Genomic DNA, 20,116 nt, shown 5'->3' on the forward strand with positions numbered 1-20,116 from the left:
GGACACGAAGGGACATCCCACGACCCTGACCAGCGAAGACACCGGGCGCGTGCGGGTCGGGGGGATGGCGCGCGAGCCGGGCGCCGGCGGCAGCGTCGCGCCCGGAGAACCCCCGAGAAGGCGTCGCCCCTGGGAACCGTGACGGGCCGTCGCCCCTAGGGAACCCTGGGGGGGCGTCCCCCCTCGCCGCTCGGGGGATCACCCCATGTCCATGCCATACCGCCAACGGCCAGGATCCATCCATGACTTCACAACTGGCACAGATCCGAATCGCCGTCGGCACGGCCCTCCTCGGCAGCGTGCTCGCCGCGAACGCTCCGGCCTCGGCGGCCGAAGTCCACCACCCGCAGACCCGCGGCGGCGCCATCGTCTCCTCGGAGCGAGTGGCCGACCTGACGCCGGGAGAAGTGACCGGAGAGCTCCAAGGGAAGATCGACTCGTCGCAGGTCCGCTTCGGTGTGACGGCCTACCGGGTCGCCTACCGCACCACGGACAGTGCGGGCGCCGCCACCACCGCGAGCCAGCTCGTCGTGCTGCCCAAGAACGCGGCACGCCGCCTGCCCACCGTCTCCTGGCTGCACGGCACCACCGTCTACCGCAAGGACGTCGCATCGGAGAACCCGGCGTCGGAGGACCGGCTCACCGCGCTGCTGTTCGCGTCGACCGGTCGGGCGGTCTCGGCCCCCGACTACGTGGGCCTCGGTTCGGGCGAGGGTTTCCACCCCTACGGCGACCCCGGGGCCACGGTTGCCGCGTCCGTCGACGGACTGCGCGCGGCCCGCGCCTTCGCCCACCAAAACGGCCGCGAGCTGGAACGGAACGTACAGGTCAGCGGGTTCTCGCAGGGCGGGCCCGCGACCATGATGGTGGGCCGCGCACTCCAGCAGGAGGGCGCCGACCACTACTTCCGGCTTGGCGCGCTCGCCCCGGTGAGCGGCCCCTTCCACCTCTCCGCCTTCGAGTCCGCGGCAGCCGACGACAAGATCGACAAGTCCGGGATCTACCTCGCCTACTTCGCCACCGCCTGGAACAGGATGTACGGCCTCTACGGCTCACCCGGCGAGGCCTTCCGCGCCCCCTACGACCAGAAGGTGGAGGGCCTCTTCGACGGCTATCACACCACCGACCAGATCGTGAGCGAACTGCCCCCGGCCTCGAAGGACTTGTTCACCGAGGCGTTCCTTGACAAGATCCGCAAGCCCGCCGGAGTCCTGAAGCGCAGGCTGAACCCGCTGGACAACACCTGCAATTGGCGGCCGGACGTACCGGTGCAGATCTTCCACAGCCGGGGCGACAAGGACGTCGACTACTCCCACGCCGAGTACTGCGCGAACCAGTTGACGAAGAACGGCGCCGCCCCCCGTCTGACCAACCTCGGCAACTTCGACCACAGCGGATCGGTACGGCAGGCCCTTCCGCAGGTCATCAGGTTCTTCGACGAATCGGCGAAGACCGGCTGATACCGGGTCACCGCCGCGCGATGGACGGGGGTCGTAGCGCGGCGGTGGCCGGCCGGGGAGCGGGCCTCCCGAGTCCCCTCGGGGGCCCGCCTGGCGGCCATGGCTACGGCAGGGACCACCAGTTGACCCAGGGGTCGGAGTCGTCGGTGATGACGAACGCGTAGGGGCGCTGCGTCGCGTTCTTGTTGTCCTGGACGGTGATGGCTTCACCGGGGCGTTCGATGACACGGCCGGCGGGGGTGCCCTGGGCCGCCCAGTTCCACTTGGCGCCGTCCCACCAGTTCACGTACAGCTTCGAGTCGTCGCCGATGACGAAGACGTAGGGACGGGTGAAGGCGCTGGGATCGTCCTTCATCGTGATCGTGCCGACGGAGTCAAGGATGAGCCGCCCGCTGGGTGTGCCCTGGGCGCTCCACTGCCACGCCTTGCCGTCCCACCAGTTCACGTAGAGCTTCGAGTCGTAGCCCTGGACGAAGACGTACGGCCGCTCCGCCGCGTTCGGATTGTCCTGGACGCTGATGACGCCGGCGCCCTTCTTGACCGGCTGCCCCGACGGCGCGCCCTGGTCGCTCCAGTTCCACTTCGAGCCGTCCCACCAGTTGACCCAGACCCGGGAGTCGTCGGTGATGACGAACGCGTACGGGCGGGTGAAGGCGTTCGGGTTGTCCCGCATGGTGGTGACCCCGAGGGGACGCGAGATGGTGCGGCTCGGCGGCGCGCCCTGGTCGCTCCAGTTCCACTGGGAGCCGTCCCACCAGTTGACCCACAGCCGGAAGTCGTCGGTGATGACGAAGACGTACGGGCGCTGCGCCGCGTTGGGGTTGTCCTGGACGGTGACGACCCCGACGCCCTCGCGGACCAGGCGCCCGCTGGGCGCGCCCTGGTCGTTCCAGTTCCACTTGGCGCCGTCCCACCAGTTCACGTACAGCTTCGAGTCGTCACCGATCACGAACGCGTACGGCCGCTGCGCCGCGTTCGGATTGTCCTGAACCGTGACGGCGCCGACCTTCTCGATGATGCTGCGCCCACTGGGTGCCCCCTGCGCGCTCCAGTGCCACGCCTTGCCGTCCCACCAGTTGACGTGCAGCTTCGAGTCGAGGCCGCGTACGAAGACGTAGGGCCGCTGTGCGGCTTGCGGGTCGTCCTTCATGGTGACCGCGCCCATGGTGGCCCTGACACCGACCGCGCTGGTGGGCCTCTGCTGATCGTTCCACTGCCATGAACCCATTGAGTTTCCCTCTCCGGCCCGCGGCCCGGCATGACGCCGGCGGGGCATGCTGAGGCGTGCTCCGGGAGCCCGGCACCGCAGAAAGCGGGCACTGGGCAACAACAGGGACGGGTCCGGCCGGAAGCCCGCAAAGGTTGCGTGCGCGCACACTCTGGCAGCGCGGCGCCTGCCTGTCACCGTCGCGGCACGGAACGCGACGCTCCACAGAGCGGATCCGGACACCGCCGGATCCGCTCCCCCTGGCCCACACGCGGACGGAGCTTGTTCTAGTGCGTCAGGCGGTTGCCGGGTCCGTCAGGCCCCGGATAGTCGGGGTCGTCCTCACCGCTGGGCAACGGGCGATGCCCCTCGGACCAGTCATTGGTCCACCCGCAGACACCACATGCGTAGCGGCCATCGAGTCCCGCCACGCGAGTGCCGCACTTCCGGCAATCCGCCTCCGTGATCTCCGGAGTGAACACGGGCTCGGGATCGGGTAGTGGGTCGAGTTCCGGCGGCCATGAGCTCATAGTCCGGAGCGTACCCGGCAGGCTGTGGGGCGACCCCGGAAGACCACCCACAGTTCCCGCACGACCAGCTTCCACCCGGTCCCTGCGTCGTCGCAGCTCCACACCTTGGGCATCCCATTTTCGGGTCTCCTCATCTCTCGTTTTGCGGGTTGCGGGTGCCCGCCCCTGTCAGATCCCGAATGAGCGTGGGGTCACGGTGATTCGGGTGTGTCTGGCAGGGGCGGAGTCTCTGTTGATCTGCTGTCGGCGCCCGGCCTCCTCGCGCGCCTCGCGGCCGTCCGTCGTGAAGTACCGCTCATGTGCCATGTCTCACGCCTGACAGTTAGTTGGCGCCCGTCCGGCCCCTGCCGTCCCGCCGAAAGAGGAGGTAGCCGGACGGGCCTTCCCGCTGAGCCGTGGGGCGACGCCTACGACCCAGCGAGGCCATGGGAGGTATTACGTGGCCGCACCGCGCCGTTGACGGGTTGCGATTCAGTTCGCTGGTGTTCTTCTGCGGCCTTGACCAGGGATTCACACAACGGGCTCCCCACAGTCAACTGCGCCACAATCTCGGCCTGTTCACTCATGACGCGAAGTTGTGCCGCAATGTTCGCCCAAGGGTCAGGTGTCGCGACCGCCTCCGACATCACGTCACTCCCGCCCGCGCCCGTCTGCCGCACCGGCACCCCTCGTGCGAGACGTGCCTCTGGAGCAGAGCACGACACCAGGCCGTTGCGGCCCGATCTCCAAACCGCTCAGCTTCGCGCAGTGCCGCCGTGATCCGTTCGTACTGAGGGCAGGAAGTCAACGCAGCTTCCTTTCGCTCCAGCGGTTTCGCTCGGCCACCCTGGCGGCCAAGTCGCTGACAGACGGCTGGTAGTCGGGGCACTTGGGGTGACCACATTGGCACTTGGGCCACTTCAGAGCGTTTCCCTGGCTCAGGTCCGGACCGTCGTACCGGACCCTGAGATCTCCACCAGCTCCCAGCGCGCCTACCACGGTGGACACGAACTGACGAACTCCGTTCATCGGCCCTGACCCTTCAGTGCGCTCAGGGCTCGTTTCAGCACATCGCTGGTCCACGGGGGATACCACTCCGTCGTCCGGCGGGACCGATCCGCTCCTGCTCGCGTGGGGAGTTCGGGGGTGCTGGGGTTCTGCGTCTCCGGGGCCGCCATGCTTCGCCCTTCCCGGGCCTGTCAAGACCTGTCGGTTTCAACTGTCCTTACGTGGACCAGAGTTGTCCCAACCTGGGTAGTCTCGGAAGAGACCCCGTGTTTACACCTGCCGGTAAACAGGAGATTCACCCCCATGGCGTTCACTGAAAGAGAGCTCACCCCCGAGGAGAACCCTTGGAAGTTCTTGGGTAGCGAGATCAGACGACTGCGCCAGGCGAAGAAGCCTGATGGGTGGAAGGCGTCGTACCTGGCCGCGTTGGTCCACATCTCCCCTGGGCTCCTGAGCCAGTTCGAGACGGGCATCCGCCGCCCTGAAGCGCCGATGGTCGAGCACCTGGACAACGCCCTGGAGGCCGGGGGTCACCTGATGGTGGTCTACCGCCTGGCGATGAACACGGACCGCCCAAGCACGGACCTCGCGGAGTACTTCGCTGCCATCGCGGACCTAGAGCCCCGCGCGCGCCGCATCGACTGGTACGGAGGCCAGCTCTTTCCGGGTCTCCTTCAGACACCCGAGTACGCCGAGGAGATCACGCGGAAGCAGAACCCCTTCCTAAGCGGGGACAAGGTCGCAGAGCTGGTTGCCAAGCGAATGAAGCGGGCGAAGGTCCTGGATGGACCCAATGCCCCTCGCCTCCTGGTCGTCGTTGACGAGGTAGCGCTACAGCGCCCCATCGGCACGTCCGTGGTCATGGGGGAACAGCTCAACCATCTTGCTGAAACGGTGCGTGACCATAGAGCTGTCGTGCAGATCCTGGAGACCAAGGCGGGCGCCCACCCGCTGCTTGCTGGCCAGTTGATCATCATGCATTTCGAGGACGCTCCGCCGCTCGCCTACATGGAGGGTCCTCACGGTGGCCTCTCCCTGGAACGGCCAGATCATGTGGACGCCTGCCAACTGTCTTACCATCTGACCTGCGCCGCCGCTCTGTCGCCGGACGCGTCGCTGGATCTAATCGAATCGGTGGCTAGGGAGTACAAGCAATGAACAGCTCAACCCCGGATCTGCGCACCGCCGTGTGGCGCAAGTCCAGTTACAGCAACGGTGAGGGCGGGGCGTGCGTGGAAATCGTAGACGGTCTGGCCGTCGTCCCCGTCCGTGACAGCAAGATGGACGACAGCCCGGTCCTTCTGCTCTCCCACTCGGCCTTCGCGGGCCTGGTCGAGCTGGCTCGCGAAGGCGCCTAGCTTCAACCCTGAGCCCCGCCACTTCTCCCCCTTCAGAGCGGCGGGGTTTCGTGTGTCCGGAGACTGGGGCAGGTGTTGTTCCTGCTCTGACGGTCACCCCCACAAGTCAGCCACGACGCTCCCGCACTGTGACGATCACCCGCCACGTGTGCCCACCCGCACCACAGCGGGCCTGTGCCACCCTGCCTTTGGCTTGGGCCTCGGCTGGCGCCTGGTGGTCACCGCGGATTCGGCCGGCACGCTGCTGCGGGGCTTGGCGCTCGTCGCGGTGCTCGGCATCGGTGCGCCTGCTGCCTCTGGCCGGGCGGGTCGGTTGCTGGCTGGTGGGGTTGCTTGCGGGTCCGGCTGGCCCGGTCTTTGGGCATTTGCGGCGCGAGCGGTGGGGTCGTCGCGCGGCGGTGGCGGAGACATGGAGCAGAGCGGCGGCATTGCCGCAGCTGATCGACGCCGTGCGTGAGCAGAACGACCGTGGTCGGCACCTCAAGGCGTTCTTCGGGTGCCTCTACTACGCAGCCACCCGCCCCGGCGAAGCCGTGGGGGCTCCGCGAGTCGGACTTCACGCTGCCCGAGGAAGGCTGGGGCCAGTCGTCCTGTCGTCCAGCTCCCCGCGCGTGGGCTCCGGCTGGACCGACTTGGGGGAGTCCTACGACTCCCGAGGCCTCAAGAAGCGTGCCCGGAAGGCCACCCGCGAAGTACCGATCCCGCCGGTCCCGGTCCGTCTGATCCGCGACCACATCTCGGAGTTCGGCACGGCCGAGGATGGCCGGCTCTTCCGCGCTGCCCGCGGCGGCGGCCTCATAAGCAAGGAGTACGGCGACATCTGGAAGGCTGCACGCCGGGCAGTCCTCACCAAGCAGGAAGTCGAGACCCCCCTGGCCGAGGTCCCCTATGGACTCCGAGCCACGTGCGTCTCCCTCTGGCTTGAGTCCGGCGTCTCCTCGGCCGAAGTCGCCCGCCGCGCTGGCCACAGCATCGCCGTGCTGTTCCGCTTCTACGCCAAAGCGATCCAACGTACCCAACACCACAACAACCAGCAGATCGAACGGGCCCTGGAGGCCGAAGACGAGGAGTGAGCGGACCAGGGAACGCCACTTCGCAACTATGGACGATGTCGCCCCAGCGAAAATCGCTGGGGCGACATATTTGCGTGGGCAGTCGCTCAGTGATGCACACCCTGCGGGAGTCTTCCAAGAAAGACTCCGAGCCGACGAAGCCCACCAGAATTCCGGTCAATCAATCCGAACAGGAACAAAAGAAAGTAGGGTCACTTCTTCGCCAAATCGGTCCGCGAGATGATCCCTGATTAACGCATGTCTAAATTCCAGCGCACCACGCCTTGGAACCACTAGTGACGATTTCCTAACTTCCTCAAGCGCCCTCTTGTGGACTCTTGATAAATACCCAAAGCGGGTCATAATCCGGCGGCATTGATCTCGTCGAATCAGATCAACGCCGCCATTACGAAGTGCCGCAATGAAAGCAACCGGGACCACGAAGAAGAAAGCATTCAATGTTGGGGAATAGAGCAAACCATCACCGATTGCGGAGACAGGGTTCAGCGCCTCGAAGATAATGGTCAGCGTGATATACATAGAGCCCGTCACGAGAAGCGCTACGACAACAGTCGCACGTACCAGGCTGCGAATCTCGCCACCTATCCGCTCTGGGATCTCACTCGGGTCGGAAGTATCCGATTCGCGCGCCATTTGAAGTGCCGGCCACATGGCGATCCCCACCATCAGAAGGAGCGCAACACCACCCATCGCGCCATCTGCGGCACCCGAGGAGACGAGCGACCACGCAGCACCCCCCTCCACTAAGCAAACAATGACTGATCGCTTCGCAAACCGCTGCAACCCCTTAACGACGGAAATTCGCCGCCCAACAAGGGGAGCCCACAGGTCGTCCTTAACCACTCGCCATGCCAGGTATCCATAACTCAGGGGAAGCATGAGAGTAATGGCCAAATACATCGGCTTAGTTGGCGAGTCTGACGCCAACAGAATCATGACCCCCCGCAGCACAAGAGATGGCACAGCCACGAGTAGGCTCGCTATTAGCAGGATTCGCCGTTCCGCAAGTCCCTTGAACCGCAGGGGCAGAAATTCGACCGCCTGACGGTCCGGGCAAAATGTGACTCTCTGCTGGCCTCGAAGGGCACACGCCATGTAGTAAAGCCAGCGCTCAGGATGGACGCCGTTGCGCGCCATTCTGCGCTCAGCGTAGTCAACGTATGCAGCTAGCAGCGCCTTCCGCCTATCCGCAGAACCGGATAGATCGACATCACCACCCTCTCGATAGAGAGAGACGGCCAAGCGGAGAAACAAGGGGTTACGGAGGAGGTCTCGAAGCTTCCTATCCTTACTCAGAGCTTGGCCCAGACCAGCCAACGCGCCCGCCGACCTGTTAATTACTTCGAAGATCTCGCGTTCGTTGATTCGCTCGATCAACAAGGAGGCTTTAAGGCTTAACTTTCTCCCCGTGTCTCGATATTCGCTAAAGCGGCAGGCTACAACCAGCTGAACCACCGGGTAGTCTGAAACGAAACGATTGATCGCAGAAATGCATTCACGTCGTTCACGCAACCGCAGTTCATCTAACCCATCGAGAATCAACATCACTTCGGCACGATCGAGCCATTGCGCGAGCAGACCAGGAAGAATTCCATAGTTCTCTCGAATTGAATACGCAATCCAATTTCTCACGTCTTTACGCGAGCCTGACCAGTCAGATAAATGGAGATAAAGAGGAATCGGGTTCTGATCATCCTGGAGCGCTCGGTCAATGGCGAGACGCGTCACCTGATGAAGGCTCCGAGTTTTTCCAGACCCAGATTCACCGAGAACCAGTAGCCTCCCAGAAGATGCATCTAGCGCTTGACCTATATCTACACTGGCCCATTGCTTAACAGCATTGCGCCTACTAATGGGATCCAGCGCTGGCCGCTGGTAGCTAACGTGATCAGTACTGAACTCTGCCGCGACGGAGAACTCTACTTTGTCCTCTCCGTCCCAGTAATCTCCCTCGTTCAGCCATGCGGGCAGTACCTTCGTGAGCATTCTTTTTCGGATACGAACATCCGATTTACCCAATACCGCCTCGGTCACAGTAAGCCTGCGCACATTCACGTCTCGGCCCGCAGCAAAATAGCCGGAGATGTCGACGTCGCCAAACGTAGTACGCGCACCCCTAGCCCGCATTTGTGCCCATGCCTTGGGTATCAAATGCCGGATCAACGTCCGTCAAACCTGATGTCTCGCCCTGCTACATACTTGCCTCGGAGCGTTACGTTGCCGTAAACAGTTCCTGCGCCTTCGATCTTCGTTGAATCGGAAATCCCTTTCAGGATCTCCTCAAGCTCAGAGGCGCTACTAGGATCCGCTTCCAGCAACCTCAGGATGCTGGAAGACAGCACAGCCTCGTCTTCACCCTCAAGCTCTACTTCACCAATCGAACGCGAAGCAAGGTACCTGCGAAGCTGCCCGAAACGCGCTCGAATTGCACCATCTGTACCCGCTGCAGCATGTCCAGCTACGCCGGTGACGTATGCGGCTGCTGCGGCATCAGCCAAAGTGGCAAGATCCATGCGCCCTCCCCCGTAGACCACATTTGTTCCGTCACACTCTACGAGGGAATGCACTTGGAATGCAGCCAAACTGATTTTCCCACCAAGCGCGCTCGTACGTGAGGGGTAGTGGGGAGCGGGGCGCGCCCTTGCCATGATGCAAGAAGCTTGTCTACCGCGCCACGAGGCCGGATCCCGGTTCACTCCTGGTCCACACACGATGGTCCAAAGCGACCCAGGGGTGGCTCATGGTGAGACAGAGATCGTGAGGCAGGGGCGCCCCTAGTGTGAGGGGCGCCCCTTCTGACCTGCTGCTTCTCTGACCTGGCGGTGGGTGTGGGATTTGAACCCACGGTGACATCGCTGCCACGACGGTTTTCAAGACCGTTCCCTTAGGCCGCTCGGGCAACCCACCCATGCCCCGCCGACCAGCGGCGGAAGCGGCTACAGCCTACCGGCTGCGGGTCAGTTGCTGTCGCCCTTGCGTTCCCCGAGGGTGATCGTGACCGTGGTCTCCTTGCCGCCCCGCTTGTAGGTCAGGGGGACCTGCTCGCCCGGCTTGTACGTCCAGATCTCGCTGATCAGCGTCGGGCCGCTGTCGATGACCGTGTCGCCGAACTTGGTGATGACGTCGCCCGGCTTCAGGCCCGCCTTGTCCGCCGGGCCGCCCGGGGTGATCGGTTGCTGGCTCGCGGTGCCCTGCGGGGAGATCTGGGCACCGTCGCCGCTGCCGGTGACGCCGCCGCCCTGCTGGATGCCCACCGAGGCGCCGATCACCGGGTAGACCGGTGTGCCGGTCTTGATGAGCTGCTCCGCGACGTTCTTCGCCTGGTTGATCGGGATGGCGAAGCCGAGGCCGATCGAGCCGGCCTGGGACTGGCCGCCCATGCCGCCCGTGCCCGCCGACTGGATCGCCGAGTTGATGCCGATGACCGCGCCGGCCGAACTGATCAGCGGGCCGCCCGAGTTGCCCGGGTTGATCGACGCGTCGGTCTGCAGGGCGCTCATGTACGAGGCTTTGGAGTTCTGGCCGTCGCTGGAGGCCACCGGGCGGTTCTTGGCGCTGATGATGCCGGTGGTCACCGTGTTGGAGAGGCCGAAGGGCGCGCCGATCGCGATCGTCGTGTCGCCGACCGCGACCTTGTCGGAGTCGCCCAGGGACAGCGGCTTCAGGTTGGCCGGGGCGTTCTTCAGCTTGACGACGGCCACGTCGTAGCCCTGCGCGCGGCCCACCACTTCGGCGTCGTACTTCTTGCCGTTGGAGAAGGTCGCGGTCAGCTTGCCGCCGCTGGCCGCGGAGGCCACCACGTGGTTGTTCGTGAGGATGTGGCCTTCCTTGTCGTAGATGAAGCCGGTGCCCGTGCCGCCCTCGCCGTCGCTGGCCTGGGCCTCGATCGTCACCACGCTGGGCAGCGAGTTGGCGGCGACCGCCGCCACCGTGCCCGGGTCGCGCTTGAATTCCTTCGGGGTGTCGGAGGACGCCACTGTGGTGGAGCCCGAGCTGTTGCTGTCCCGGTCCGCGGCGAAGTAACCGATGGCTCCGCCGATGCCGCCGGCCACCAGGGCGGCCGCGACCACCGCGGCGATCAGGCCGCCGCCCCGCTTGCGCGGGGCCGGGGGCTGCGGGGCGCCCCACGGCTCGCCGCCGCTGCCCCCGTCGCCGCCTCCGTAGGAGGGGAGCGCGGGCGGGGGCGGCGGCCAGCCGGCGCCGCCCTGCTGAGGGGGCGCCGACTCGTGAGCCGCGTACGCGTGCGGGTGTGCCTGCGGGTACTGCTGCGCCGACGCGGCCGGGGTCGCGGGCAGCTGGGCGGTGACCGGCTCCGCGCCGGGCTCGGGGGCCGTCGAGGCCGACTGCGGTACGGCTTCGTGGACGAGGGTGCTCTCGGCCTCGCGGGACGCGGCAGCCGGAGCCTCGGCGGGCGCGGCGTTCGAGGGGGCAGGGGCCTCGGCGGCGGGTGCTGCGTCCGCGGAAGAAGGCGCGGCGTCCGAAGCGGCGGGCGCGGCATCCGAAGGCGCGGCCGGGGGAGCGGCGGGGGCGGGAGGTGCAGCAGGTGCAGACGACGGGGCAGGCGGGACGGCCGGGACCGCGGTGCCCTCGTTCTCGGTGCTCACAGCTTGCTCTCCTCGGTTTCCACTCGGTCTTGGGGACGGACGGTCGGGCGGACTGACCGGCGTCGTGCGGATGGTGCTCGGCGTTGCTGTCGGGCGTCGGCGCGGGGCCTCGGCAACAACAATGGTGCGCCAGGGGTCTGACATCGGACCCCGCACGGTGCGAATGACACCGCTCAGCTTTTCCCATCGCACGTCAGGCCACTGTAAGCAGGAGCTGTGTATTAAGGCGTGTCCGGCGGATCACGGCCGGGACACGGCGGCCCGGCACGCCGACCAGCACCCACGGAGCGCCGCCCGCCGGCGGGCGACCAGAATCCGCCGGACACGCCCTGGCGCGCCAACCTGTGTCCCAGCGGTGGCACGATGACGCGGTGACCCAAGCACGGCAGCACAGCCCGCACACCCCAGACCGCGACCGCATCCAGGTGGTGGCTCATCGAGGAGCCTCCGAGGACGCCCCCGAGCACACTCTCGCCGCGTACGTGAAGGCGATCGAGGACGGGGCCGACGCCCTGGAGTGCGATGTCCGGCTCACCGCCGACGGACACCTCGTGTGCGTCCACGACCGGCGCGTCAACCGCACCTCCAACGGCCGTGGCGCGGTGTCCACGCTGGAACTGTCCGCGCTCGCCGCGCTCGACTTCGGCTCCTGGAAGGACAGCGAGGAGAGCCCGGACTGGGGGGACCGCGAGTTCACCTCCGTACTGACCCTGGAGCGGCTGCTCGAACTCGTCGCCGATGCCGGGCGCCGGGTCGAGCTGGCCATCGAGACCAAGCACCCCACCCGCTGGGCCGGTCAGGTCGAGGAGCGGCTGCTGCACCTCCTCAAGAGGTTCGGCCTCACTGAGCCGCCGCCGGCCGGTGAAACCTCCCCGGTCCGCATCATGAGTTTCTCCGCGCGCTCCCTGCACCGGGTGGCCGCGGCGGCGCCCGACATCCCGACCGTCTACCTGATGCAGTTCCTGTCCCCGCGGCTGCGCGACGGGCGGCTGCCCGCCGGGGCGCGGATCGCCGGTCCGGGGATGCGGATCGTGCGCAACCACCCCGCCTACATCGAGCGGCTGCACCGCGCGGGGCACCGTGTGCACGTCTGGACGGTGAACGAACCCGAGGACGTCGATCTGTGCGTAAGCCTCGGCGTGGAAGCAATCATCACCAACCGCCCGAAACAGGTTCTGTCCCAACTGGGCCGCATGTAAGGGCCATTACAGGGAGTGCACCGGCGCGTTCGCTCCGTATTCGATCGTGACAAATGCGTCGCCTGCCAACGGTTGGCCGGTTTCCGGTCCAGTCCATTGGGGCATCCACACCGTGGCGTGGGGCGAAGGAGGTCTCGGGGGTGGCGTTGGTGGTGGCACAGGAGGTGCCCACGTCGTCGAGCATGGCCGTACCCCATGGCCCTGCGGGCGTGGGCAAGGCGAGGCACCGGATGCGTGAGCAGCTGCTCGGCAGAGGGGTGTCCGAACCGGTCGTGGACGATGCCGTGCTGGTCCTGTCCGAACTGCTCAGCAATGCCTGCCGGCACGGCAGGCCGCTGGGGCGGTCCGACATAGGCGACGGAGACGTCGAGGCGGCCTGGCGAATCGACAAGACGGGGCGGCTGACCGTCGAGGTGACCGACGGGGGCGGCCCGACGCGGCCCGTCCCGGCGACGCCTTCGGTCACCGCGCGCGGCGGCCGTGGGTTGAACATCATCAGCGCCCTGGCCCAGGACTGGGGTGTGCGGGACAGCGCGTCCGGCGAGGTGACCGTGTGGGTGATTCTCATTGCGGGGCACCGTCACGACGATTTCGCTACGCGCGTCGCATCCCCGGGTTCAGCACCCGGCCTGGAGTTCGCGGACGCGTTCGACGACCTGGACTGAGCAGCGCGTACGGGCCCCGGGAGACCCGGGGGGGGGCACCGCGCCCACGGCGTCCGCGTACGACACTCCCGTACGGCACCCGGGGACACGCCGACCGCCTGAAGGACGGCCGGGCCCGGCTCCGGCGCCCCGGGCGGCGACCGGCGCCCGTCCGGGCCGTCCTCGGGCGGTCCGGACGGCTAGGCTCGCGGCCGACCCAGCGACACCGCACCACCGCAGTCGGGAGAGCCACACCATGGCCAAGAAGCGTCCCCAGACGAAGGCCGCCAAGCCGCAGATCAGCGACGGGGAGATCCCGGTCGTCGGGGCCCGTGAGCCCTGTCCCTGCGGCTCCGGCCGCCGTTACAAGGCCTGTCACGGGCGGGCCGCCTCGCACGCCGTGACCGAGCTGGTCCAGCGCCCCTTCGAGGGCCTGCCCGGCGAGTGCGACTGGGTCGCGCTGCGCGAACTGGTCCCGGCCGCGACCGTACCGCTGACGCTGAAGGACGGGCTGCCCGACGGCGTGCCGTCGGTGGCGCTCGCGACGGTGCTGCCGATGGCGTGGCCCGCGCTGCGCCGCGACGACGGCTCGGTGCTGCTCGGCCTGCAGAACGACACGCCCTCCGGCGACATCAGCCGCGACCTCGCCGACACGCTGCAGCGGGCGCTGGTCGCCGAGCCCGGCTCGCCGGTAGCCGCCCAGCGCGCCGAGTCCGACGGCGTACGGCTCCAGGACCTGCTGGACCCGGCCGCCGCGTTCGAGCCGGAAGTGCACAGCGGCTTCGAGTTCTGGGTGCCGGACGCCGAGAGCGCCGCCGGCGAGGTGTCGGCCTCCCTGGAGCGGGCCAACGCCGCCGCGATCCCGACCGTACGGCTGACGTCGGTCGACTCCTCGTACTGGTGCGAGACGCCCGAGAAGAACCACCTGCGGTGGGTCATGCCGCACGCCGAGGAGAAGCTGCTCGACGCGTTGGCGCGGCTGCACGCGGCCGGTACGTCCTCGCTCGGCGAGGGCACCCGGCTCGTCGGCTCCTTCCGGGCGCACGGTCTGACCGTGCCGGTGTGGGACCTGCCGGCCGGCATGGGCGCCGAGGAGTGCGAGAAGCCGGCCGCCGAGTTCGCCGAGCGGCTCGCCGTGGCGCTCGCGAGTGACGCGCCGCTCACCGCGGAGGAGCGCCGGGCCAGGGGCGGGCTCACCAACCGCCAAGTGACCCTCAGCTGAGAGTGACGACCGCTGGAGTTTCGGTCGAGCGACAGGTGACTCCTGTCACAACTCCCCGTACTCACAGGTAAATCGGTGTCCGAATTACCGAGATCGAATTTGCGAACGACCGATCTCTTGTTACGGTTCTAAGAGCCCGGTCGCTGGTGCATCCCCCGTCGCCAGCGATCGGGCCCTTCCATGTGCCGGTCCGGTCAACGGGCCGAGGGCTGCGTGGAGTTGCTACCGGAACGCAGCAGCAGCGGTGCGTCCTCCCCCGCCCCCGCGAACTCCGACACCGCCGAATACGCCCCCGCGACCGCGGACCGCGCAGACGCGCCCTGATGCGGGGTTTCACAGGATTCCGGCTGGTCATCGGCGGCCACCTTGCAGTTCGTCTCCAGGGTCTGCCCGCCCGGCCCCATCAGCGTGAGCACGGAGCGCAGCTCCTCACCGGTGGCGTTCCGGTAGTAGGTACGCGCCCAGGTGTCGCTCCCCCGGCTCAGCACACAGGTCTGCGCCTCGACCCCTTCGGGGGAGACCAGTTCGGGCCCGCACTGCGCGAGCGCGTCCTCCAGCATCTCGCGCAGTGGCTTGTTCACCCGCGCGACGGTATGGCCGAGGGGAGCTTTTGCGTCATCCGCCGCGCTCGACTTCTCGGGCCCTCCGGCGGGCCCGGCGGAGGCGGCCAGCGGCAGCAGCCCGGCGCCCACCACGACAGCGGTGAGCCCGGCCATGCGGAGGTGCTGGAGATTCATGGAGGGACCCGCCTGCCCTGGAATTCCTGATGGTGGGGCCGAAGATATCCACTGAAACCGGGCGGTCTGCGGCGCCTGCGCCCAATTCCCGTACAACCAGGCCGTGCTCACACTCGAAAGAGTGAAGGCGGCCCGGGAACCGGACCGCCTCCTCGCTCATTGGGTGCGCCCGGCGCCGCTCACGACCCGGGCCCGCCCCGCTCAGTACGCCAGCCGGCTCCCGCCGTCCGGTGCGCTGGTGCTCGCCTCGACCAGCGCGTCCACCACGGCCTCCACGTCCGGCAGCCAGGGTGCCGCCGAGCCGGGCAGCGGCGCCCGCTCCCAGCGGACCCGGCCCTTGCCGGTCAGCGACGGAGGGAGCACCAGGTACCCGCCCCCGCTGTGGAAGCGGAGCGAACTGGGCACCCAGTCCTTGGAGTAGAGCAGTTCGCCCAGTCGCTCCATCGAGTAGGGAGCCACCAGGAGCGACCACCGGGTGGGGGTCGCCACGACCGGGCCGAGCCGCACGCCCATGGAGTCGAGCGCGGCGAGCGCCCGGGCTCCGGCGACGGCGGGGAGGCTGATCGCGCAGGGCGCGCCGGCGCCCGTGGCGAGCATGACCGGCGCGGTCGGCCGGTTCGCCCACCACCAGCGGATCATCCGCTCGTCGGTGGTGGCCGCGAGCAGTCCGGGATCGAAGGGGTGCGCCCCGGGCACCGCACATTCCGCATCGGGACAGGCGCAGCCGCGGCCGCCCGCGGCCAGTCCCACGCCGGGGAGCACAGGCCATTTCCATCGGGTCGCACAGGTCAGCGCGGCGCCGAGCTGAGCAGCCCTTTCACTGCGCCAGAACCGGAACCTGCGTCGCCTTCCGAGGATCTCGCGCATGAGCGCTCGTTCCTTTCCGTTGAACGCCGAGTCCACATCACACCGTGTGTGCATCACTTCTCTGCGCGTCTCTGCGCGTACTCGCTCTGTGCGCGTGCGGTACGGGGAACCCCGCCAGGTCCGATCACGGGCGGGGACCACTGGTCGCGACAGCCACTGCCGGTAACCATTTAAAGCATGGCGAAGGGTGGCGCGTGCATGGCGCTTGCCGTCCTGTGTGCAAAAACCCCGCCGCTCGGGGATGAGGTGCGGCCGGTCGGCTCTTGAGACGTTCAAGACCGGTCGCACGGTTCCGAGGCATCCTCAACTGCCCCGGACCACACCGATTACGTACCCAACGCGGTTGAAACGACGCACAGTTGAACGGCTTCAGTCGACCCCAGGACTGGGCCACCAGGGTCATTTTTTAGCCAAGTTGGACGCCCCACGGACACCAATAGTCCCGCTATGACAATGCTGGACATCCCCTTACTTGTGCGTGTACATGTGGATGCATTGATAGCGGCGCAGAATGACATGGGGGTTTGCGATGCTATTGAGCGAAATCGACCAGTCGGAAAGCCGGCTGCCATGAGCGCCCCTCACCTGCCGAAAGTGGCTGGAATCGATCCAGCCGTTCCGCCGCCCGCGCACACTCATGCGCCTCTTCCCTCACCCGCCGCCCACACCCCGCCCGGTGCGGTGCTCCAGGACCGGCTCGCCGGCTGGGTCTCCGACCTCACCACGCTGCATGAACTCACCGAGCGCCTCACCCGCACCACCGCTCTCGACGACGCCCTGAACGAACTCCTGAGGGCGGGCGCCGCCCTGGTCGGCGCCCGGCGCGGCCTGGTCGTCCTGGAACCCGCCGACGGTCTCGGCCCCGCCGTCACCACCGGCCTCGGCCTCGCCCACGCCGACCTCGGCCACATCGAGACCGTGCCGCGCAGCGCCACCGCGTACGGCCGGATCCTGGACGGGCTGCCGGACGCCGACGGCGGCTGCGACCTCATGGCGGACGAGGGCGGCCTCGACCCGCGCCACCGCGAGGTGGCCGCCCGCCTCGGCTACGCGGCCAGTTACGCACTCCCCCTCAGTACCGACGCCGCGGGACGGCTGGGCGCGGCCGTCTGGCTCTACGACGAGAGCGCCGAACCGGTCGAACGCCAGCGGCACCTCGTCGGGCTCTACATCCGGTACGCGTCCGAGCATCTGGGCCGCCTCGTCGAACTGGAGCGGGCCCGCGCCCATCTGGCGACCCTCGCCGAGGAGCTGCTGCCCAGCCGGCTGCCCCGGGTCGCCCGGGTCCAGCTGGCCGCCCGCCATCGCACCGGACCGCGCGGCGGCGGCGACTGGTACGACGCGCTGCCGCTGCCCGAGGGCGCGCTCGGCCTCGCGGTCGGGTCCGTCACCGGGTCCGGGCCGAGCGCGGTCGCGGCGATGGGACGGCTGCGCGCCAGCCTCCGGGCGTACGCCGTCATGGAGGGCGAGGATCCGGTCGCGGTGCTCTCCGACCTCGAACTGCTGCTCCGGCTGACCGAGCCGGCCCGCTCGGCCACCGCGCTGTTCGCCTACTGCGAGCCCGCCCGGCGCAAGATCCTCCTCGCCGGGGCCGGGCACGCCCCGCCGCTGATCACCGGCGACCGGCGCACCGAGTTCGTGGAGACCTCCCTCTCGGCACCGCTCGGCATGCTGGCCTGCTGGGAGGCGCCCAGCGTGGAGCTCTCGCCCGACCCCGGAGAAACGGTGCTGCTCTACACCGACGGGCTGCTGCACCGCACCGGCGACCCCATGGACCGGGCCTTCGCCCGGCTGCACGCGGCCGCGGCGAGCGTCCCCAAGGCGGTGCGGGACGATCCGGACGCCCTGGTCGATCACGTCCTGCGGACCGTGCTGCCCGACGGGCTCGACGCGGCGGACAGCGCCGAGGACGTGGTGATTCTCGCGGCCCGCTTCGACTAGCCCGGGTAACAGGCACAACGGCTCTGGACCCCCTTCCGCACGCCCGTACGATGGTGGAGGCCCCCCTGGCCCCGAAGGCCTCGGGGGAGTCCGATGTCGTACTAGTGGAGGCAGAACCGTGGCGGACCAGCTCACGCCGGAGACCCCGGAAGAAGCGGACGACAAGCCGATCAAGCAGCGGAAGAACGGCCTGTACCCGGGCGTCTCCGACGAGCTGGCCGAGAACATGAAGTCGGGCTGGGCGGACACCGAGCTGCGCGGCCTGGAGCCGATCGCACAGGCCGGCCACACCGCCGACCGCCGCGCCGCCCTCTCCAAGCGCTTCCCGGGCGAGCGCCTGGTGATCCCGGCGGGCAACCTGAAGACCCGCTCGAACGACACCGAGTACAACTTCCGCGCCTCCACCGAGTACGCGTACCTGACCGGTGACCAGACCGAGGACGGCGTGCTCGTCCTGGAGCCCACGGGCGACGGGCACGAGGCCACGCTCTACCTGCTTCCGCGTTCAAACCGCGAGAACGGTGAATTCTGGCTGTCCGGCCAGGGCGAGCTGTGGGTCGGCCGCCGTCACTCGCTGACCGAGGCCGAGCAGCTCCTGGGCATCCCCGCCAAGGACGTCCGCGAGCTGCCCGCCGCGCTCGCGGAGGCGACCGGTCCGGTCCGCGCCGTACGCGGCCATGACGCGGCCATCGAGGCCGCGCTCACCGACAAGGTCACCGCCGAGCGCGACGAAGAGCTGCGCGTGCACCTCTCCGAGGCGCGCCTGGTGAAGGACGCGTTTGAAATCGCGGAGCTGCAGAAGGCGTGCGACTCGACCGCCCGCGGCTTCGAGGACGTCGTCAAGGTGCTCGACAAGGCCGAGGCGACCAGCGAGCGCTACATCGAGGGCACGTTCTTCCTGCGCGCCCGCGTCGAGGGCAACGACATCGGCTACGGCTCGATCTGCGCCGCGGGCCCGCACGCCACCACCCTGCACTGGGTGCGCAACAACGGCGAGGTCCGCTCCGGCGACCTGCTGCTCCTGGACGCCGGCGTGGAGACCAACGAGCTCTACACCGCCGACATCACCCGCACCCTGCCGATCAACGGTGCCTTCTCGCCGCTCCAGCGCAAGATCTACGACGCGGTGTACGAGGCGCAGGAGGCCGGCATCGCCGCGGTGAAGCCCGGTGCGGCCTTCCGCGACTTCCACGACGCCGCCCAGCGCGTGCTCGCCGAGAAGCTCGTCGAGTGGGGTCTGCTCGGCGACCTGGACGTGGACAAGGTCCTGGAGCTCGGCCTCCAGCGCCGCTGGACGCTGCACGGCACCGGCCACATGCTCGGCATGGACGTCCACGACTGCGCGGCCGCGCGCACCGAGGCGTACGTGGGCGGCGACCTGGAGCCGGGCATGTGCCTGACGGTCGAGCCCGGTCTGTACTTCCAGGCCGACGACCTCACCGTGCCGGAGGAGTACCGCGGCATCGGCGTCCGGATCGAGGACGACATCCTGGTCACCGAGGACGGCAACGAGAACCTGTCCGCGACGCTGCCGCGCCGCGCCGACGAGGTCGAGGCGTGGATGGCCCGGGTCAAGCAGGCCTGATCCACCGCTCTTCAGCGCCCGGGGGCGCGCCGCTCAGGACACCTTGAGCAGCGCGTCCTCGCGCCATTTCAGGATCTTGTCGAAGCTGACCACCGCGCCCCGGCCCGGCCGGTTCCTGAAGTGCACGTGGTCGGCGAGCTGTTCGATCAGGCCGAGGCCCCTGCCGTGTTCGGGCAGACAGCCGGTTCTGGCCGGCACCGCGGTGCGCTGGATGCGCCGGGCGGGAAATCCGGGTCCCGAGTCGGCGACCTCGATGCGGCACTTCTCGCCGTCGAGATAGGCGGTCACCCGGTACGCCGCCGACGCGCTCCCGGACACCGCGTCCCCGCCGTGCTCGACGGCGTTCGCGCAGGCTTCGCTGAGCGCGACCGACAGGTCGTAGGAGATGTCGGGGTCGACCCCGGCGGTCTCCATGGCGCCGAGCAGAAGACGACGGGCGAGCGGAACGCTCGCAGCCTCGCGCCGCAAGTGGAGAGACCACCAGATGCTCATGCTCCAGCCTCCTGGCTGCGGCTCGACAAGCCCTTCTCTCTACGGGCGCAGTATTGCCGCAACTACTCATCCGTAAGCGCGCTCTTGACGTGATGGCGCCCATTCGGCGGATGTACGCGCCCCTCACGCCGGTGTAAAGCACCCCGGAACCTTCTGCTCCGCTTCGCTGGAACGGCTCGACCGACACCAAATGCGACGTTCCGGACCTGC

At 68.1% G+C, this 20,116-nt stretch carries 16 protein-coding genes and 1 tRNA gene; 9 read left to right on the forward strand and 8 right to left on the reverse strand.

Annotation, left to right across the window (positions count from 1 at the left end; all coding sequences use genetic code 11):
- Positions 1-242: 242 nt before the first annotated feature.
- Positions 243-1,460, forward strand: a complete 1,218-nt coding sequence (locus ACIBK6_RS04415; RefSeq protein WP_399048696.1) for an alpha/beta hydrolase family protein — start codon at positions 243-245, stop codon at positions 1,458-1,460.
- Between the two features lie 103 nt (positions 1,461-1,563).
- Here the strand turns inward: ACIBK6_RS04415 and ACIBK6_RS04420 are convergent, their stop codons facing one another.
- Positions 1,564-2,688, reverse strand: a complete 1,125-nt coding sequence (locus ACIBK6_RS04420; protein ID WP_399048698.1) for a hypothetical protein — start codon at positions 2,686-2,688, stop codon at positions 1,564-1,566.
- A 1,799-nt stretch (positions 2,689-4,487) separates the two neighbouring features.
- On the opposite strand from ACIBK6_RS04420, the gene ACIBK6_RS04425 reads away from it, so the two are divergent.
- The 3 genes from ACIBK6_RS04425 (at position 4,488) to ACIBK6_RS04435 (ending at position 6,615) form a co-directional block, all read left to right on the forward strand.
- The gene (locus ACIBK6_RS04425) at positions 4,488-5,342 is read left to right on the forward strand and encodes a helix-turn-helix domain-containing protein (protein WP_399048700.1); all 855 of its coding nucleotides are present in this window, start codon (positions 4,488-4,490) and stop codon (positions 5,340-5,342) included.
- Complete coding sequence (locus ACIBK6_RS04430) at positions 5,339-5,542, forward strand: DUF397 domain-containing protein (protein ID WP_399048702.1); 204 nt, start codon at positions 5,339-5,341, stop codon at positions 5,540-5,542. The genes ACIBK6_RS04425 and ACIBK6_RS04430 overlap by 4 nt, the downstream gene beginning before the upstream one ends.
- Positions 5,543-5,970: 428 nt before the next feature.
- Complete coding sequence (locus ACIBK6_RS04435) at positions 5,971-6,615, forward strand: hypothetical protein (protein ID WP_399048704.1); 645 nt, start codon at positions 5,971-5,973, stop codon at positions 6,613-6,615.
- A gap of 156 nt (positions 6,616-6,771) precedes the next feature.
- On the opposite strand, the gene ACIBK6_RS04440 is transcribed toward ACIBK6_RS04435, so the two are convergent.
- From ACIBK6_RS04440 to ACIBK6_RS04455, 4 genes are all read right to left on the reverse strand, one after another.
- Complete coding sequence (locus tag ACIBK6_RS04440; protein ID WP_399049299.1) at positions 6,772-8,742, reverse strand: NACHT domain-containing protein; 1,971 nt, start codon at positions 8,740-8,742, stop codon at positions 6,772-6,774.
- A gap of 32 nt (positions 8,743-8,774) precedes the next feature.
- A complete protein-coding gene (locus ACIBK6_RS04445; RefSeq protein WP_399048705.1) occupies positions 8,775-9,128 on the reverse strand; it encodes a hypothetical protein in 354 nt (117 codons plus the stop codon).
- 304 nt (positions 9,129-9,432) lie between these two features.
- Positions 9,433-9,522 (reverse strand) — tRNA-Ser (locus ACIBK6_RS04450).
- A 50-nt stretch (positions 9,523-9,572) separates the two neighbouring features.
- Positions 9,573-11,219 (reverse strand): trypsin-like peptidase domain-containing protein, encoded by a 1,647-nt coding sequence (locus tag ACIBK6_RS04455; RefSeq protein ID WP_399048706.1) that lies wholly within the window; start codon positions 11,217-11,219, stop codon positions 9,573-9,575.
- A 371-nt stretch (positions 11,220-11,590) separates the two neighbouring features.
- Here ACIBK6_RS04455 and ACIBK6_RS04460 point away from each other — a divergent pair, with 371 nt between their 5' ends.
- From ACIBK6_RS04460 to ACIBK6_RS04470, 3 genes are all read left to right on the forward strand, one after another.
- The gene (locus ACIBK6_RS04460; RefSeq protein WP_399048707.1) at positions 11,591-12,418 is read left to right on the forward strand and encodes a glycerophosphodiester phosphodiesterase; all 828 of its coding nucleotides are present in this window, start codon (positions 11,591-11,593) and stop codon (positions 12,416-12,418) included.
- Positions 12,419-12,471: 53 nt separating this feature from the next.
- The gene (locus ACIBK6_RS04465; RefSeq protein ID WP_399048708.1) at positions 12,472-13,083 is read left to right on the forward strand and encodes an ATP-binding protein; all 612 of its coding nucleotides are present in this window, start codon (positions 12,472-12,474) and stop codon (positions 13,081-13,083) included.
- Positions 13,084-13,318: 235 nt separating this feature from the next.
- The gene (locus ACIBK6_RS04470; protein ID WP_399048710.1) at positions 13,319-14,284 is read left to right on the forward strand and encodes a DUF5926 family protein; all 966 of its coding nucleotides are present in this window, start codon (positions 13,319-13,321) and stop codon (positions 14,282-14,284) included.
- 194 nt (positions 14,285-14,478) lie between these two features.
- Here ACIBK6_RS04470 and ACIBK6_RS04475 read toward each other — a convergent pair whose 3' ends face one another.
- Positions 14,479-15,021: a hypothetical protein gene (locus ACIBK6_RS04475; RefSeq protein ID WP_399048712.1), complete on the reverse strand. Its 543-nt coding sequence runs from the start codon at positions 15,019-15,021 to the stop codon at positions 14,479-14,481.
- 201 nt (positions 15,022-15,222) lie between these two features.
- Positions 15,223-15,888: a bifunctional DNA primase/polymerase gene (locus ACIBK6_RS04480; protein WP_399048714.1), complete on the reverse strand. Its 666-nt coding sequence runs from the start codon at positions 15,886-15,888 to the stop codon at positions 15,223-15,225.
- Positions 15,889-16,341: 453 nt separating this feature from the next.
- On the opposite strand from ACIBK6_RS04480, the gene ACIBK6_RS04485 reads away from it, so the two are divergent.
- On the forward strand, positions 16,342-17,829 hold the full coding sequence (locus ACIBK6_RS04485; protein ID WP_399049301.1) for a PP2C family protein-serine/threonine phosphatase: 1,488 nt from the start codon (positions 16,342-16,344) through the stop codon (positions 17,827-17,829).
- Between the two features lie 118 nt (positions 17,830-17,947).
- Positions 17,948-19,414 carry an aminopeptidase P family protein gene (locus tag ACIBK6_RS04490; RefSeq protein WP_399048716.1) on the forward strand — a complete coding sequence of 489 codons (1,467 nt, stop codon included), beginning with the start codon at positions 17,948-17,950 and terminating at the stop codon, positions 19,412-19,414.
- Positions 19,415-19,447: 33 nt separating this feature from the next.
- Here ACIBK6_RS04490 and ACIBK6_RS04495 read toward each other — a convergent pair whose 3' ends face one another.
- A complete protein-coding gene (locus ACIBK6_RS04495) occupies positions 19,448-19,906 on the reverse strand; it encodes an ATP-binding protein (RefSeq protein ID WP_399048718.1) in 459 nt (152 codons plus the stop codon).
- Positions 19,907-20,116: the final 210 nt, after the last annotated feature.

Origin of the sequence: Streptomyces sp. NPDC050485, from assembly GCF_044458185.1 — a bacterium.
Classification (GTDB): Bacteria; Actinomycetota; Actinomycetes; order Streptomycetales; family Streptomycetaceae; genus Streptomyces.